The 16,101-nt window shown below is 43.5% G+C and carries 10 protein-coding genes and 1 rRNA gene; 2 read left to right on the forward strand and 9 right to left on the reverse strand.

Annotation, left to right across the window (positions count from 1 at the left end):
* Positions 1-135: 135 nt before the first annotated feature.
* The 8 genes from PGY05_RS14405 to proC form a co-directional block, all read right to left on the reverse strand.
* The gene (locus PGY05_RS14405) at positions 136-3,783 is read right to left on the reverse strand and encodes an FtsX-like permease family protein (RefSeq protein ID WP_270476195.1); all 3,648 of its coding nucleotides are present in this window, start codon (positions 3,781-3,783) and stop codon (positions 136-138) included.
* Positions 3,784-3,799: 16 nt separating this feature from the next.
* Positions 3,800-4,504 carry an ABC transporter ATP-binding protein gene (locus PGY05_RS14410; RefSeq protein WP_022220838.1) on the reverse strand — a complete coding sequence of 235 codons (705 nt, stop codon included), beginning with the start codon at positions 4,502-4,504 and terminating at the stop codon, positions 3,800-3,802.
* A gap of 1,493 nt (positions 4,505-5,997) precedes the next feature.
* On the reverse strand, positions 5,998-7,170 hold the full coding sequence (gene cytX, locus PGY05_RS14415) for a putative hydroxymethylpyrimidine transporter CytX (RefSeq protein WP_022220836.1): 1,173 nt from the start codon (positions 7,168-7,170) through the stop codon (positions 5,998-6,000).
* 4 nt (positions 7,171-7,174) lie between these two features.
* Positions 7,175-7,987, reverse strand: a complete 813-nt coding sequence (gene thiD / locus PGY05_RS14420; protein ID WP_270476196.1) for a bifunctional hydroxymethylpyrimidine kinase/phosphomethylpyrimidine kinase — start codon at positions 7,985-7,987, stop codon at positions 7,175-7,177.
* Between the two features lie 375 nt (positions 7,988-8,362).
* Positions 8,363-8,881 carry a peptidylprolyl isomerase gene (locus PGY05_RS14425; protein WP_195510152.1) on the reverse strand — a complete coding sequence of 173 codons (519 nt, stop codon included), beginning with the start codon at positions 8,879-8,881 and terminating at the stop codon, positions 8,363-8,365.
* A gap of 154 nt (positions 8,882-9,035) precedes the next feature.
* A complete protein-coding gene (locus PGY05_RS14430) occupies positions 9,036-9,914 on the reverse strand; it encodes a DMT family transporter (protein ID WP_022220833.1) in 879 nt (292 codons plus the stop codon).
* Between the two features lie 14 nt (positions 9,915-9,928).
* Positions 9,929-10,519 (reverse strand): TetR/AcrR family transcriptional regulator, encoded by a 591-nt coding sequence (locus PGY05_RS14435; protein ID WP_022220832.1) that lies wholly within the window; start codon positions 10,517-10,519, stop codon positions 9,929-9,931.
* A gap of 157 nt (positions 10,520-10,676) precedes the next feature.
* Positions 10,677-11,471, reverse strand: a complete 795-nt coding sequence (proC, locus tag PGY05_RS14440; protein ID WP_055158317.1) for a pyrroline-5-carboxylate reductase — start codon at positions 11,469-11,471, stop codon at positions 10,677-10,679.
* Between the two features lie 300 nt (positions 11,472-11,771).
* Between proC and PGY05_RS14445 the strand changes: the two genes are divergently transcribed.
* Together PGY05_RS14445 and PGY05_RS14450 are read left to right on the forward strand one after the other, a co-directional pair.
* Complete coding sequence (locus PGY05_RS14445) at positions 11,772-12,425, forward strand: GntR family transcriptional regulator (protein WP_270476199.1); 654 nt, start codon at positions 11,772-11,774, stop codon at positions 12,423-12,425.
* Between the two features lie 36 nt (positions 12,426-12,461).
* Positions 12,462-12,845: a hypothetical protein gene (locus tag PGY05_RS14450; protein ID WP_270476201.1), complete on the forward strand. Its 384-nt coding sequence runs from the start codon at positions 12,462-12,464 to the stop codon at positions 12,843-12,845.
* A gap of 184 nt (positions 12,846-13,029) precedes the next feature.
* Here the strand turns inward: PGY05_RS14450 and PGY05_RS14455 are convergent.
* Positions 13,030-15,916 (reverse strand): 23S ribosomal RNA (locus PGY05_RS14455).
* Positions 15,917-16,101: the final 185 nt, after the last annotated feature.

Here is a 16,101-nt window from a genome sequence, read left to right on the forward strand (position 1 = left end):
GTCAATAGAAAATTAGCACTCTTTTGGCAAGAGTGCTAATAATTCTGTGAAGAATATAAACTTTCTGTGAAATATATTTTCCGATTCTTTGTGTACCGTCTATAAGAAATCTTTGACATACACTTGCAAAAGCTTTTACTCCACGCTCTTCAAAGATTCCACCATATCGATCTTCTTCAGCTTGTAGAACATTACCCAGTTTACAAATAAAGAAAATGCTACAGTAAACAAGAAACTGTACAGATAACTCTGCCAGTGTATCTGACGTCCGAACATCGCTTCTTCCACCTCAACCGTCAGGATGATATACCGGTGAAGCAGATTACCAAGCACCATACCCACAACCGATCCAATGATCGTCAGCAGGATATTCTCTCTGTATACATAAGAGGCAACCTCTCCGTCGTAGAATCCCAGAACCTTCAAGGTTGCAAGCTCTCTCTGACGCTCGGTGATGTTGATATTGTTCAGATTGTACAGTACCACAAATGCCAGCATTCCGGCAGATACGATCAGTACCACGATGACCAGATTCAGGCTTCGCAGCATGTCATCCAGCCTTCCTTCAATACTGCTGGTATAACTTACATTCAGTACTCCATCCATCGACAGAAGCTTTGTTCCGATCTTCTCGATCTGATCATCCTTTCCGTCCTTTACACTGTAGATGATCGTGTTATATTCTGCCGGTACACCATATAATTCCTCGTATTTTTCCGGTGACAGATACAGGTAATGGCTCATATAGTTCTCGCAGATGGCGCCAACCGTCACCGTCTGGTCTCCCCTGTCCTCGTCCTCGATCGTAAGCTCATCTCCCACCTTTACATTCAGAAGGGATGCCATTTTCTCAGTCAGAATCACTTCGTCTTTTTTCAGTGAATAAACCTCGTCCTTATTGGTCCTGCTGTGGAAGCTTAAAAAGTCCTCAATCTTTTCATTATCCGATGGCACCATCAGATAAAGTGTCTTTTTACCGGATGCAGATTTTACATCGGTCTTCTGCATCCGCGCTTCGATCGTCTCTTTTATATCTGCATTCTGATCCAGATAATCATGGAGCTGTTGTCTGTTCTCTTCGGATATGTCGTTACTCATGTAGGTTGCCGCATCATAGAACTGCACCTTCTCATACTGCAGGCTGACGATCTCATAGATACAGTCCTTCAGTCCGAATCCGACTACCATCAGTGCCATACAGCCTCCGATTCCGAAAATGGTCATAAAGAATCGCTTCTTATACCGGATCAGATTCCGCACGGTCGATTTCCATGTAAAATTCAGATGCTTCCAGATAATTCCGATCCGCTCCAGAAGAATCCGCTTCCCCTGCTTCGGTGCTGCCGGACGCATCAGCTCTGCCGGTTCTGCTGCCAGCTCTTTGTAGCAGGATGCGATCGTAGCGATCAGTGTGCAGGCAACTGCGATTCCCGAAGCCTGGAGTGCATAGCTCATATGGTACGGTACCAGGATCGCCGGCAGATGCTTATACAGGATCATATAAGCATAAATAATGATAAACGGCAGGATCTTTTCCCCGGCCAGTACTCCGAAAATACTTCCGCCAAGCGTTGCAATCAGAGCATAACCAATGTATTTCCCTGCAATTGCAGCTTTTCCGTAACCGAGTGCCTTCATCGTTCCGATCTGGACTCTCTGCTCCTCTACCATTCGTGTCATCGTCGTCAGACTGATCAGTGCTGCCACCAGGAAGAAGAGTACCGGAAATACTTTTCCAATGGAACGCATCCGGTCTGCATTATCTCCGTATCCTTGATATTCCGTCAGTGCATCCTCTCTCGTCTGCACATACCACTTCGGATTTTCGATTTTTTTGATCTCAGCCTTTGCGTCTGCGATCTTCTGCCTTGCATCCGTCAGCTGCTTCTCTCCATCTGTAATCTTTGCCTGTCCGTCCGTGATCTGTTCTTCCGCTTCTTTTGCTGCCTGCTCATATTTACTCCGGCCATCCGCAAGCTCCTGTTCACCGGATGCAAGTTGTGCTTTACTTGCATTTAAAGTGTCCTCTTTTTCATTCAGAAATGCCCATGCAGACAGGATCTGTGCTTTTCCGTCCGTAATCTGCGATTTTGTGCTGTCAAGCTGGGATCTGGCTGCTGCGATCTGACTCTTGCCGTCTGTAATCTGTCTGCCTGCACTTAACAGCTCTTCTTCCTGTGCGGCAAGTGTCTGCTCCTGCTGAAGAAGTGCCGTCTCTTTTGCATCCAGATCTGCTTTTTGCTCAGTCAGGTCAGTGATCTGTGCCTCCAGGTCTGCTTCTGTGGCAAAACCTGCCTGGTTCATCTGCACTAGCAAGTCCTTCTTTTTACCTTCAAGTGGTGCTTTCTGCTCCTGTATACCAGCAAGCTTTGCTTCCAGTCCCTTTCGGACTCCACTCCAGCTTTCCAGATATACTCGCTGCTCTGGCGTTCTATCAGGCTCTGAGATCTTTGTGTATTCCTGATATAATGAATCTCCATCATTTATCTGCTTCTGCAATTCCGCAATCTCCGAATCACACTGACTGATTTCATCTTCAATCCCAGCCAGTTCGTCTTTCAGCCGATTAAGCGGTGCAAGTCCCTCGTCCAACCGTTTCTTCTCATCCGCGATCTGTGACTTTCCTGCTGGAATCTGTTCCTTCCCCGCCGTAATGATCGGCATATATTTCGAGTAATTACTCAGATAAACCTGTTCCGCATCTGCAAGCTCCTGTTCTTTCTGATCCAACTGTGCTTTTCCGGATTCATACTGTGCCTCCACCGAATCAAGCTGTGCCTGCTTATCATTCAGCTGCGCTTTTGCATCGGCAAGCTGTGTCTCGCCGTCTGCGATCTGCTGCTTTGCAGACGCAAGCTCCGCTTCTCCATCCGTAAGCTGCTGCTTTGCTTTTTCCAGTTCTTCGGCTGCCTTGCTTTTCCCACTCTCCAGCTCTTTTTTCGCATCCTCCAGTTCCTGCGATTTTTCATTCACTGTCTTCTCTGAATCAGCAAGCTTTTCATTTGCCTCATCTACGATTTCCTGTTTGCGAACTGCACAGCGTTCTTCTTCGATTGCACTCACGGCTTCCTTTGCTGCATCCGACAGATTATTGTATTCATCAGTAAATGCCGTTTTCTCTTCTGCACCGCTCACCTTCACATAAGCTTCCGTATAAACATCCATGTCAAAAGAAGCTTTATCCACTACAACAAATCCACTGATCTCTCCGGTTCCGATCGTACTGCTTCCTCTTCCAAATGAAATATACAGCGGACTGTTCCCGATCCCGACAATCTTATATGTATCTGTAACCAGTGAATCCGTCAACGCCTCTCCATCGCCGGAATGGAAAGTTACCGTGTCGCCAACCTTCAGGTCTGTATAGCTCAGAAAATCTTCATCCACCAGACATTCTCCGGCTTTTTCCGGCAGCCTGCCTTCCACAACCGAAACCTGATTAAAATTCTTCTGCATACTCAGCATATGGACAACCTTTTCATTGTCTCCAACCGGGCAAAGCACGTCTTTGCTGTATCCGCCTTCTACAGCTTCAATTCCTGATACCTTTCCAATTGCTTTGATATCCGCTTTGGTAAGTCCCATGGTTCCCATTACCTTCAGATCCATCAGCTCTGAATCATCGAAATACTGATCTGCAGTGATCCGCATACTTGGCTCTGATGCACGGATTCCCGAATAAAATGCGACACCCAATGCCACGATAAAAAAGATTGATACAAACCGTCCCATCGTCTTTTTTATTTCTATTATAAAGTCTTTGCGTAAAATATTTTTCTTCATCGGTCTTTACGTCCACCTACCATTCAATCGTCTCTACCGGAACCGGTCTTTCATTCAGCTTCATGCTTCCGACTTTTCCATTCTTCATTTTAATTACACGATCTGCCATCGGCGTGATCGCTGAGTTGTGTGTGATCAGGATCACTGTCATCCCTCGTTCACGGCACATATCCTGTAAAAGCTTCAATATTGCCTTACCGGTATTGTAATCCAGCGCCCCTGTCGGCTCATCACACAAAAGAAGCTTCGGGTTCTTTGCCAGTGCACGCGCAATCGATACCCTCTGCTGCTCCCCACCGGAAAGCTGTGCCGGGAAATTCTTCATACGGTCTGCCAGTCCCACTTCCCTAAGAACCATCTCCGCATCCAGCGGATCCTTACAGATCTGCAGTGCCAGCTCTACATTTTCAAGCGCCGTCAGGTTCGGAATCAGGTTATAAAACTGGAATACAAATCCAATATCATCCCTTCTATAGGAAGTAAGCTGCCTCGGCGAATACTTTACAATATTCTTTCCATCGATCCAGACCTCTCCACTTGTTGCCGTATCCATTCCCCCCAGAATGTTAAGCACTGTCGTTTTTCCCGCACCACTTGGGCCTACCACAACTGCAAATTCACCTTTTTTTATCTGAAAATCAATTCCATCTGCTGCGGCAATCTCAACTTCACCCATACGGTAAATCTTACGAACATCCCGCATTTCAACAAACTCTTTCATCATCTTTCCCCTTATCTGTAAAATTTTCTGCTTTTTTTAATTTTAACATATTGGAAAAGCAAATCAAATATGAAGTCGTAAGATTATAAAACTTTCACATTTTCCATTTTTTGCACCGTTTTTGGCTATATTGCACAATTTTACAGTATCATTTTTGTAACATTTGTCTTTTCTGCGAATTTACAGAAGAGCATACACATGGTATTATAATATCAAGTTAAGGATAACACTTAACGAAACCAAATAAGACGTTTTCAGTATTTTGATACTTTTTATTTTCATTTCTCCTTTAATGAAATTACAGAAAAAGAGCTTACGACATTTCCCCCGATCATATGTCGCAAGCTCTTTTTCCATTATCTGAATCTTTCCGGCATTCACCAACAGTATCCTCCTCTGTTTTTCCCACCCTGCTTCCGGAATATACTTTCAAAAATTACAGTTTTCCTTGTAACTTTCTGTAACTTCTTGTTAATTATTAGACATTATATATTTTTACCGTTAAAATTTCCTTTTTTTACATTCTTTTGTCAATCTTGTTTTGCACCTCGTTATTTTGCACAATTTTATTTTAACTTTGCAGTTCTTTTAGTTTTTTTTGCGAATATACAAAACTCCCTGCAAATGCTATTATAAAAACAAGTTAAGGATAACACTTAACCGAACAAAATAAGACGTTTTCAGTATTTTGATACTTTTTATTTTCATTTCTCCTTTAATGAAATTATTGGAAAAAGAGTTTACGACATTTCCCCCGATCATATGTCGTAAGCTCTTTTTCTATTCCAGGATTTTCATATCGTTCTCCTCATGTTCGAAAAATTTTTTATATTGACATTTATAATAAGCATTCATAATTCCTTCTTGAAAACACATTTGTTCTTATACAAAAATCATTTGCACTCATTTTTTTTGCATTTATGCAAGTTTTATTATCAATTTCCAAATTCCAAATAACCTTTTGTATAAATTGATTTTACCCCTGTTATTTTGCACAATTTTATTTTTCAAAGCTTTTTTCTTTTGTTTTTTTTGCGAATATACAAATTCCAAGCCTCTTGGTATTATAATATCAGCTTGAAGATAACAACTAGATAAGAATTCCTCGGTGGGGCGGCATCTTAGTCAGTCACAATTGCCCCACTTGATTAGGAATCAAAACCAAATAAGACGTTTTCAGTATTTTGATACTTTTTATTTTCATTTCTCCTTTAATGAAATTACAGAAAAAAGAGTTTACGACATTTCCCCCGATCATATGTCGTAAGCTCTTTTTTCATTCTACCCAACTCTTTTTCCATATATATTTTGCAGGATAAAAATCCCACTTTATTTCATCCGCTAACTAAATTATCCAAAACTTCTTTCTTATAAACTTTTACCACGTTTCCAGGCGTCAGCATTCATTTTTCCGCCTCTCTTCTGTAGATCGCTACATGTTCTGTCAAAAGAAAATGGAAATGTCAACACGGCATTTCCATTTTCTTTCAAAGCTATTTTTCTGTCTTTATACATTTTCTTGCAAGAATACAGATCACGATGGTAATGACCATATCCGGGAGTGTATTTCCAAGCGGAATATCCACATTCATCAGAATACGGTAAAGTATAAAACCGATCACCCAGATTACACCATTCATGACATCCAGAGATACTTCCAGGCTGTCCTTTCTCTTCAGAATGAAGAAATCCGCAATCTGGATTGCGATCATCGGCGCGAATACAGAACCGATCAGGTACAGGAAATCGGTAATGTTGTCCATCGGATAAATGATTGCTCCGATCATTCCGATCACAGTTACAACAATTGCTGCATATTTCCCATTGATTTTTGAAAATACTGACTCTGACGAAATTCCTGCTGAGTAAGCATCCAGGAAGGTTGTCGTAACGGTAGAAAATACAATGATCAGAAGTCCTGCTATTCCAAGTCCAGCTTTTACCATGATACTTGCAATATCAGACTCTCCTGTGTAAATTGCAGCGTTCATACCGATCACGTACATCCAACAACTGACAACTCCATAAACAACGGTGCTGACTGCGGTTGCTTTTACCGGTTCTTTTGCTTCTCTTGTATAGTCACTGATCAGTGGCAACCAGGAAAGTGGCATGGCAACAGAAAGCTCTACTGCTGCACCAAACGTCATGGCATCTCCGCCTGCGCCTGCTACCGATCCGTCACCAAAGATCACTCTGCTGAGTACCAGTGTCAGGATAAATAAAGCAGCCATTGCAACCGTATTGATCTTGCCAAGATTTGTGATTCCGATCACAATCCATAAGATGATCAGTGCACCGATCACCAGACACCATACCCATCTGCCGGTATGAAGAACACCATTTGCTGCAAGTGCCCCATCATAAATCATAATCGCTGTCCAGCCAACCAGCTGCAGCACATTCAGGAAGGAGAAGAAGATTCCTCCCTTCTCGCCAAAACTCATTTTTACTGTTTCCATTGCACTTCGTCTGGTTTTTCCACCAATTACTCCGGCAAGGAAAAGCATCATGCATCCTATGATATGACCAATAATAATCGCCAGAACTCCTTTTCCGAATCCAAGCGGCGCAAAGTAAGTACCGGTCAGGATCTCTGCAAGGGACACGCCTGCCCCAAACCAGATCAGTCCATTTTCAAAGATAGAGGTTCTCTTTTCATTCATACTTCTATTCCTCCACTTTGCTTTCTGTATATTCATTTTTAATTGCAAATCCGTGATTCATCGGACCACTGCCCTTACCAAGATCCAGCATTGCTGCAAGTGCTCCGAAAATATATTTCTTCGCACGTTCTACTGACTCATCCAAATCATATTCTTTTGCAAGATTTGATGCGATCGCACTGGATAAAGTACATCCTGTTCCGTGCGTGTTCGGATTGTCGATCCGCTCTCCGTAGAACCACTTATATCCACCATCTCTCCACAGCAGATCATTGGCATCGTTCAGTTGATGTCCGCCCTTACAAAGAACTGCACAGTGATATTTGGTGCCGATCTCTTCTGCTGCTCTTATCATATCCGCCTGCGACTGGATTTTCATACCTGCAAGCACTTCTGCTTCCGGGATATTCGGAGTCAGAACGGTTGCCATCGGAAGCAGGCAGCTCTTCAGCGCATCAATCGCTTCCTCGCTGATCAGTCTTGCTCCACTTGTCGCTACCATAACCGGATCAACTACAATATTTTTCGCATCATATTCTTTTAATTTGTCTGCGATCTTTGTGATCAGACCACTTGAAGATACCATTCCAATCTTCACTGCATCCGGGTAAATATCCGTGAAAATATTATCCAGCTGTTCTCCTAGGAATTCCGGCGTTACCTCCATAATTCCGGTAACTCCGGTTGTATTCTGTGCAGTAAGAGCCGTAATTGCGCTCATAGCATAGACTCCGTTACTGATCATTGTTTTGATATCTGCCTGGATACCTGCTCCTCCGCTTGAATCGCTTCCTGCAATTGTAAGTGCTGTTCTCATTTGACTCTCTTCCTCTCTTTTTCCATAATTGTCCTAAATATTTTGTATAAAAAGAATGTGCCTTGGCACATTTTCGCGCCGAGCACGGTCGCTTGCGACATTCTTCATCTTCGTGCGAGTGCGCATCTCCGGCACGCAGTGCCTTTTATTTCATAGGAAGTTCCTTCGGAATTTCCTATGAATCCTATGAAATAAAAGAAACACCTGTCATGCACAAGTGTCTCTGAAAAAATCAATATGACTTCCTGCAACGGCATGATCCGTATCAGGTAAAAAGGAGCGATGCTCTTTTGCTTCCTCTCAGTCTGTCTTTCACCGGCTCCCTCCGTCTTTATTATTCTGTCTCTCCAAGTGTTGTCTGCTTTGCAACTCCTGTTAGACTCTCTCTGGTTCTGGATAAGCCTCTCCAAAAGTTTCAACAGTCACTTTTTTCATCTTCTGTTCTTCCAGCGGTCTGTCACTGTAGTCTGTTGCCGTCTCAGCAATTTTATTTACAACATCCATACCTTCTGTAACTTTACCAAAAGCTGCATATGCGCCGTCAAGATGTGGTGAAGTCTTATGCATGATGAAAAACTGTGATCCTGCCGAATCCGGATGCATTGCACGCGCCATAGAAAGAACGCCCGGTTCATGCTTCAGATCATTTGCAAAACCGTTCTGCTTAAATTCTCCTTTGATACTGTATCCAGGGCCACCCATTCCGGTTCCATTCGGGCATCCACCCTGGATCATGAATCCACTGATGACACGGTGGAAGATCAGTCCATCATAAAATCCCTTATTTACAAGAGATACAAAGTTATTTACTGTATTCGGTGCGATTTCCGGATATAATTCCGCTTTGATCACATCGCCATTTGCCATTTCAAATGTTACTACTGGATTTGCCATTTTATACAATCTCCTTTTCATTGATTTCTCTACCTATTGTAACGGAACTTTTCCCGTCCGTAAATAGTTTTTAGAAAGTCTTTATACATTTTCCAGACGATATCCGATCACCAGAAACCAGTGCCAGATAAAATCCTCAAACTTCTCTTTATTCTTATGCCGGAGCATCAGATGCTTTCTCCTCCGGTTTCAGTGTCGATAAAAACACAGCAGCCAGAATGATAACACCACCAAGGCACTCTCTGAAACTTGGAACTTCTTTCAGAAACAGAAATGCGCTTAAAGTCCCATACACCGGTTCCAGTCCGGATAAAATTCCGGCAATCCTTACCTTCACAGTCCGAAGTCCACTGATAAATAAAGAATGTGCAACTGCTGTAAAAATAATTCCAAGCATCATCAATACGCCTGCATCTGCAAGTGTAATCACCGGCTTCAACACAAACATCATCGGGATCAACACGATCGTTGCAGTTCCCTGTTCATAAAGCGACACCAGTGTTGCCGGATATCTGCTGGAAAAACGGCGATTCATCAGTGACAATATTGCATAGGTAAATGCACTCAGAAGTCCCCACAGAACTCCCTGTGTAATCTGATTATCCATCTGAAATGCGGGTACGATAAAGAATACTCCGACCAGCATCATCAGTGTACAAAACACATCCGATTTCTTCAGTTTTTCATGGAACAGGTATGGCTCCAGAAAAATAACAAATATCGGAAAAGTTGATACCGTAAGCGTACCAACTGCAACCGTCGAACTCTGGATCGACTGCATATAACTACTCCAGTGTATTGCTAAAACTGCACCTGCTCCGACCATCCACAAATAATCACTTTTCTCCTCCAGGCGAATTTTCTGCTTTTTTAAACGCAGAAAAATCCAGAGGAAAATAGATGAAAAAAATACCCTTCCAAGCACGATGATCACTGCAGGCAGATCTACCAGCTTGGCAAACAGTCCGACAAAACCAAACAATGCCACAGCAACATGTACTGAAATTAAACCTTTTCTCTGACTCTCTTTCATATAAAAACCTTTCTCTATTCAGGCTGGTCTACCCGGAAATGTTCCATTAAAATCGGCATATATTCCTTACTGTATTCTCCAAGCGAATAATTTCCCCTATTCAGACACCAGTCTGATACCAGTGCCCGCTCACAGAGTGAATAATACTTGGTAATCTCCTGGATACTCTTCTCTCTGCTGATCTGATTTCGCACATGCCCCTCTTCTATGATCCTGCTGATCAGCTTGTAATAAGTACGGTTCTGATCCAGAAGATTCCTGTCTCCCTTGGCAATCAATTGTGTTGAATATAAGGATGATAACAATGCTACATCAATCTTTTGCTCCATAAATGAATGCGACCGGTAATTGAGATACATCAGTTTATCAAAACTGTTCATTTCCGGATCCAGTTCATCTTCAAGCTTTGCATAATTCTCATCCAGAATAGTTGACAATGTATCAAGCAGAGAATCTTTGCTGCTGAAATAATAATAGAACGATCCTTTTGATGTCTCAGAAAGACGAATGATATCATCTACTGTTGTATCATCATATCCTTTTTCATAGAACAATTCCCATGCGGCATCTACAATCCGCCGCTTTACATTCTGTTTTGCTGCCATCTATCTACCTCCTATGGTATCATGTTCCACGCGGAGCGTTTTTTATTATCAGGAAAGACCTTTCTTAATAGATAAAAAAAGACCGGCTGCGTCATACGCCCCGGTCCTTCTCAGGTTTACGTGGACATGTTTTTCCCCGTAAACAAGTATATCGTATCTACATTCCTTTTGCAACATCAACACATGCCTTCATTGCATCAATGACCGCACTTCTGAATCCGTGTTCTTCCAATACACCTACGGCTTCAATCGTTGTTCCTGCCGGTGAGCATACCATGTCTTTGAGTTCTCCCGGATGCTTTCCTGTTTCAAGAACCATCTTCGCACTTCCAAGAACTGCCTGTGCTGCAAATTTGTATGCCTGTGCTCTCGGCATTCCCTCTGCAACAGCAGCATCTGCCATTGCTTCGATAAACATAAATACATATGCCGGTGAACTTCCGCTTACTGCAACAACTGCATCCATCATATGCTCTGCCACAACTTCTACTTTACCAAATGCAGAAAGAATCTTGCATGCATAATCAAGTTCTTCTTTTGTTACATGTTCATTCGGTGTGGCAGCTGTCATACCTTCTCCAACCATAGCCGGAGTGTTCGGCATTGTACGAACAATCTTAACATCTTTTCCAAACTGTTCGGCAAGCCATGCAAGTGTCTTTCCTGGTGCGATCGTGATAATAAGCTGTTCCGGTCTTACCAGATCTTTTACTTCCTGAATGACATCTGCATAAAACTGTGGTTTTACAGAAAAAATAACAACTTCTGACTTTTCAATTACTTCTTTATTGCTATCAGTAACATTGATTCCATAAAGTTCTTTTACTTTTTCGCGACCTGGTGCAAAAAGATCTGCTCCGATGATTTCTTCCGGTTTGAATACGTTACTTTTAATAACGCCTCCCATAATTGCTCCTGCCATATTACCTGTTCCGATAAATCCTAATTTCATAGTCTTTCTCCTCCTGATGAACTTAAAACCTTATATATTTTCGTTTTTAATTTGTATACAATCATTTAATTTGTATACAAATTTCTTTCTGCATTCAATGTATCACTTTCTCTGTTTAAAGTCAACATTTTCACAATAGAAAGTGCCGTTTTTCGTCGAAAATACATGCACCATTGTATACAATCATCAGTCTGTACTCTTATATTAAACGCAACTATACATATACCTAATTTTATTTTTTACAAACCCCGTTTTAATGTGTTATACTTAATATATGCACCAGACAGAGGGGGATTTCACATGGCTGAAAAAAAGAAATCACTTGCCGATCAGGCTTATGAAATTATCAAAAATAACATTATGAATCTGACTTATCCACCAGGAATGCCTCTTACCGAAGCACTTCTGACAGAAGAGCTCGGTATGAGCCGTAATCCGGTACGCACTGCACTCAAAATGCTGCAGTCTGAAGGTCTGATCGTTACCGATTATTATAAATCCATGACTGTAAAAGAAATCACCGATAAAGATATCAATGAACTTTATCAGCTCCGCGAACTCTTAGAGGGTAGTGCATTTAAACTGATCTTTGAAAGTGGAAAAGCGGAAGAATATTCCTATCGAATTGAAGAAAAAGTGGTACATATGTGTGCGGTTGCTTCCGATGTTTACAAGTGGGAGCTTGCTGATACGCAGATGCATCTGGAAATTGTCAGCATTTTCAATAATGACCGGATCACCAAATTCTATGAATCCAATTTATCAGAGCTGGTAAGAGTGGGTATGTATTCGCTGAAAAACGGCATGCGGATCGTTCCAACGAATGAGAATTTGAAAAAAATGGTTAAATATATGCGTAAAAATGATTATGAGCGGGCTTTTGCAATCCTGAAAAAAGACCATTTTATGCAGGGAAAAGACAGCGCCATGAAAGAAGAACTGAAAAACGAGTAATTTTCATTTATAAGATATTAAAGGAAGTGCTAACACATGATGAAACTAGAAACTCCAATTGGAGAATTTACTACTGACTCTTATAAAATTCCTGCGGAAGACACTTTGGCTGTGTCTCCTGAAATCATTTCGTTCTCTTCTGATGATTACAAAATCATCACCATCGATCAATTTATCCAAATTGGTACAGATGTCTATACCCCTCTTTTACATCAAAATTGTATGTCTCCTGATCAAAAAACCATCTACCCGCTGACTATCGAACAGCATGATTCAGACCGGATTACTCTTTCTGATCATTATCATTCTATAATTTTAGAGCTCAATAACTTACCGGATCTGCAGGTAAAGCCGTGGTATCCTGTTATTAAAAAAAAGAACTGCATACCATGTACAAATTGTGGAAGATGCAGCTGGTAGTCTGCATCTTTATTAAACAGCATGAATGACTCTTCTGCATTTTTTTCCAGGCTGATCACCTCTGAGCAATAAAAAAACTGCAAACCCTTACGGTCTACAGCTCCCTTACTTTCTACATGTACCTTCAAAACCACATACAAATTTAAATCTTTACTCCATCCATTCTTTACCCTGTCCTACCTTCTTGGTTATGCCCTCGACCGATTAGTAACAGTCAGCTCCATGCATTACTGCACTTCCACCTCTGCCCTATCTACCTTGTCGTCTTCAAGGGGTCTTACAACTTTCGTTGGGATATCTCATCTTGAGGGGGGCTTCACGCTTAGATGCCTTCAGCGTTTATCCCTTCCTGACTTGGCTACTCTGCCATGCTCCTGGCGGAACAACAGATACACCAGCGGTCAGTCCAGCCCGGTCCTCTCGTACTAAGGCCAGCTCCTCTCAAATATCCTACGCCCACGCCGGATAGGGACCGAACTGTCTCACGACGTTCTGAACCCAGCTCGCGTACCGCTTTAATGGGCGAACAGCCCAACCCTTGGGACCTACTTCAGCCCCAGGATGCGATGAGCCGACATCGAGGTGCCAAACCACTCCGTCGATGTGAACTCTTGGGAGTGATAAGCCTGTTATCCCCAGGGTAGCTTTTATCCGTTGAGCGATGGCAATCCCACTTTATACCACCGGATCACTAAGTCCTACTTTCGTACCTGCTCCACCCGTCGGTGTCGCAGTCAAGCTCCCTTCTGCCTTTGCACTCTTCGAATGGTTTCCAACCATTCTGAGGGAACCTTTGAGCGCCTCCGATACCCTTTCGGAGGCGACCGCCCCAGTCAAACTCCCCACCTGACATTGTCCCCCAGCCGGGTCACGGCTGCTGGTTAGAAATCCAATACTGCAAGGGTGGTATCCCAACAGCGGCTCCGCATCAACTGGCGTCAATGCTTCTTCGCCTCCCACCTATCCTGTACATACAATATCGAATCCCAGTATCAAGCTGGAGTAAAGCTCCATGGGGTCTTTCCGTCCTGGCGCAGGTAACCAGCATCTTCACTGGTATTTCAATTTCACCGGGTGCATTGTTGAGACAGTGCCCAAATCATTACGCCTTTCGTGCGGGTCGGAACTTACCCGACAAGGAATTTCGCTACCTTAGGACCGTTATAGTTACGGCCGCCGTTTACTGGGGCTTAAGTTCAAAGCTTCGCTTGCGCTAACCTCTCCCCTTAACCTTCCAGCACCGGGCAGGCGTCAGCCCATATACTTCACCTTACGGTTTTGCATAGACCTGTGTTTTTGCTAAACAGTTGCTTGGGCCAATTCTCTGCGGCCAGCTCTCACTGGCACTCCTTCTCCCGAAGTTACGGAGTCATTTTGCCGAGTTCCTTAACAATGCTTCTCCCGTCGGCCTTAGGATTCTCTCCTCACCTACCTGTGTCGGTTTACGGTACGGGTACAGTACAAACAATAGCGGCTTTTCTTGGCAGCTGGCTCACACATTTCCCTACTTTTGTTCGGTATGCATCACGTCTTCGGATTATAGAGCGGATTTGCCAACTCTACTCCTACCTCGCTTGCCGCGGGATTCCATTCCCGCTAGTGCTCTCCCTCTGCGTCCCCACAGTTCTGTTATACTGCAGTACAGGAATTTCAACCTGTTGTCCATCGGCTACGTCTTTCGACCTCACCTTAGGCCCCGACTTACCCAGAGCAGATCAGCTTTACTCTGGAAACCTTGGGTATTCGGCCGGAAGGATTCTCACCTTCCTCTCGCTACTCATTCCGGCATTCTCTCTTCTTAAAAGTCCACAGCTCCTTCCGGTACTGCTTCTTCCCTTTAAGAATGCTCCTCTACCAATTAACTACGTTAATTCCTGAGCTTCGGTAGTGTGTTTCAGCCCCGGACATTTTCGGCGCAGGACCTCTCGACCAGTGAGCTATTACGCACTCTTTTAATGTATGGCTGCTTCTAAGCCAACATCCTGGTTGTCTTTGAAATCCCACATCCTTTTCCACTTAACACACATTTTGGGACCTTAGCTGCAGGTCTGGGCTCTTTCCCTTTTGACTACCCAACTTATCTCGTGCAGTCTGACTCCCATGAATCATCTTACTGGCATTCGGAGTTTGATATCCTTTGGTAAGCTTTGACGCCCCCGCGGGAATTCAGTGCTCTACCTCCAAAAGACTCTCATGAGGCTAGCCCTAAAGCTATTTCGAGGAGAACCAGCTATCTCCGGGTTCGATTGGAATTTCTCCCCTATCCACACCTCATCCCCACCCTTTTCAACGGATGTGGGTTCGGACCTCCATTGCCTTTTACGGCAACTTCATCCTGGACATGGATAGATCACCCGGTTTCGGGTCTACTCCATCTGACTTAACGCCCTATTAAGACTTGTTTTCACTTCGGCTCCATTCCTTAAGAACTTAACCTCGCCAGATGGCGTAACTCGCCGGACCGTTCTACAAAAAGTACGCGGTTCATCATATAAAGATGTTCCACAGCTTGTAAACACAGGGTTTCAGGTTCTCTTTCACTCCCCTCCCGGGGTCCTTTTCACCTTTCCTTCACAGTACTATGCGCTATCGGTCACTAAGGAGTATTTAGCCTTACGGGGTGGTCCCCGCTCATTCCCACAAGGTTTCTCGTGTCTCGTGGTACTCTGGATCCCGCCTTGCTGACTCGTCTTTCGCTTACGGGGCTTTCACCCTCTCTGGCTGGCTTTCCCAAAACCATTCTGCTAAACTTATCAGATCAATTACGCGGTCCGAACCCCGGAATGCACGCATTCCGGTTTGGGCTCTTCCGTTTTCGCTCGCCGCTACTCACAGAATCACTTGTTGTTTTCTCTTCCTCCGGCTACTTAGATGTTTCAGTTCACCGGGTTCCCTTCCATACGTTATGGATTGGCGTATGGATGACTGGAGTCTGTCCAGCCGGGTTTCCCCATTCAGATATCTCCGGATCATTGGATATTTGCTCCTCCCCGAAGCTTTTCGCAGCTTATCACGTCTTTCATCGGCTCTTAGTGCCAAGGCATCCACCCTGCGCTCTTTCTAGCATAACCAACTCCCTTCTCCCACGGGAATGGGATCCGGTTACACATGCATAGCGTTGCATGCGTTGGTATTTCAGGTCGTTTTTTTACTTCGTTTTCTCGAAGATGTAAGTTAATCATTACCTTGCGGTGATGATCACCTCGGATGTCTTTCTCTATTTGAGAATTGATTTATTTTTGTATGCAGTTTTCAA

The organism is Coprococcus sp. AF51-11b1 (assembly GCF_027682785.1).
Classification (GTDB): domain Bacteria; phylum Bacillota; class Clostridia; order Lachnospirales; family Lachnospiraceae; genus Allocoprococcus; species Allocoprococcus comes.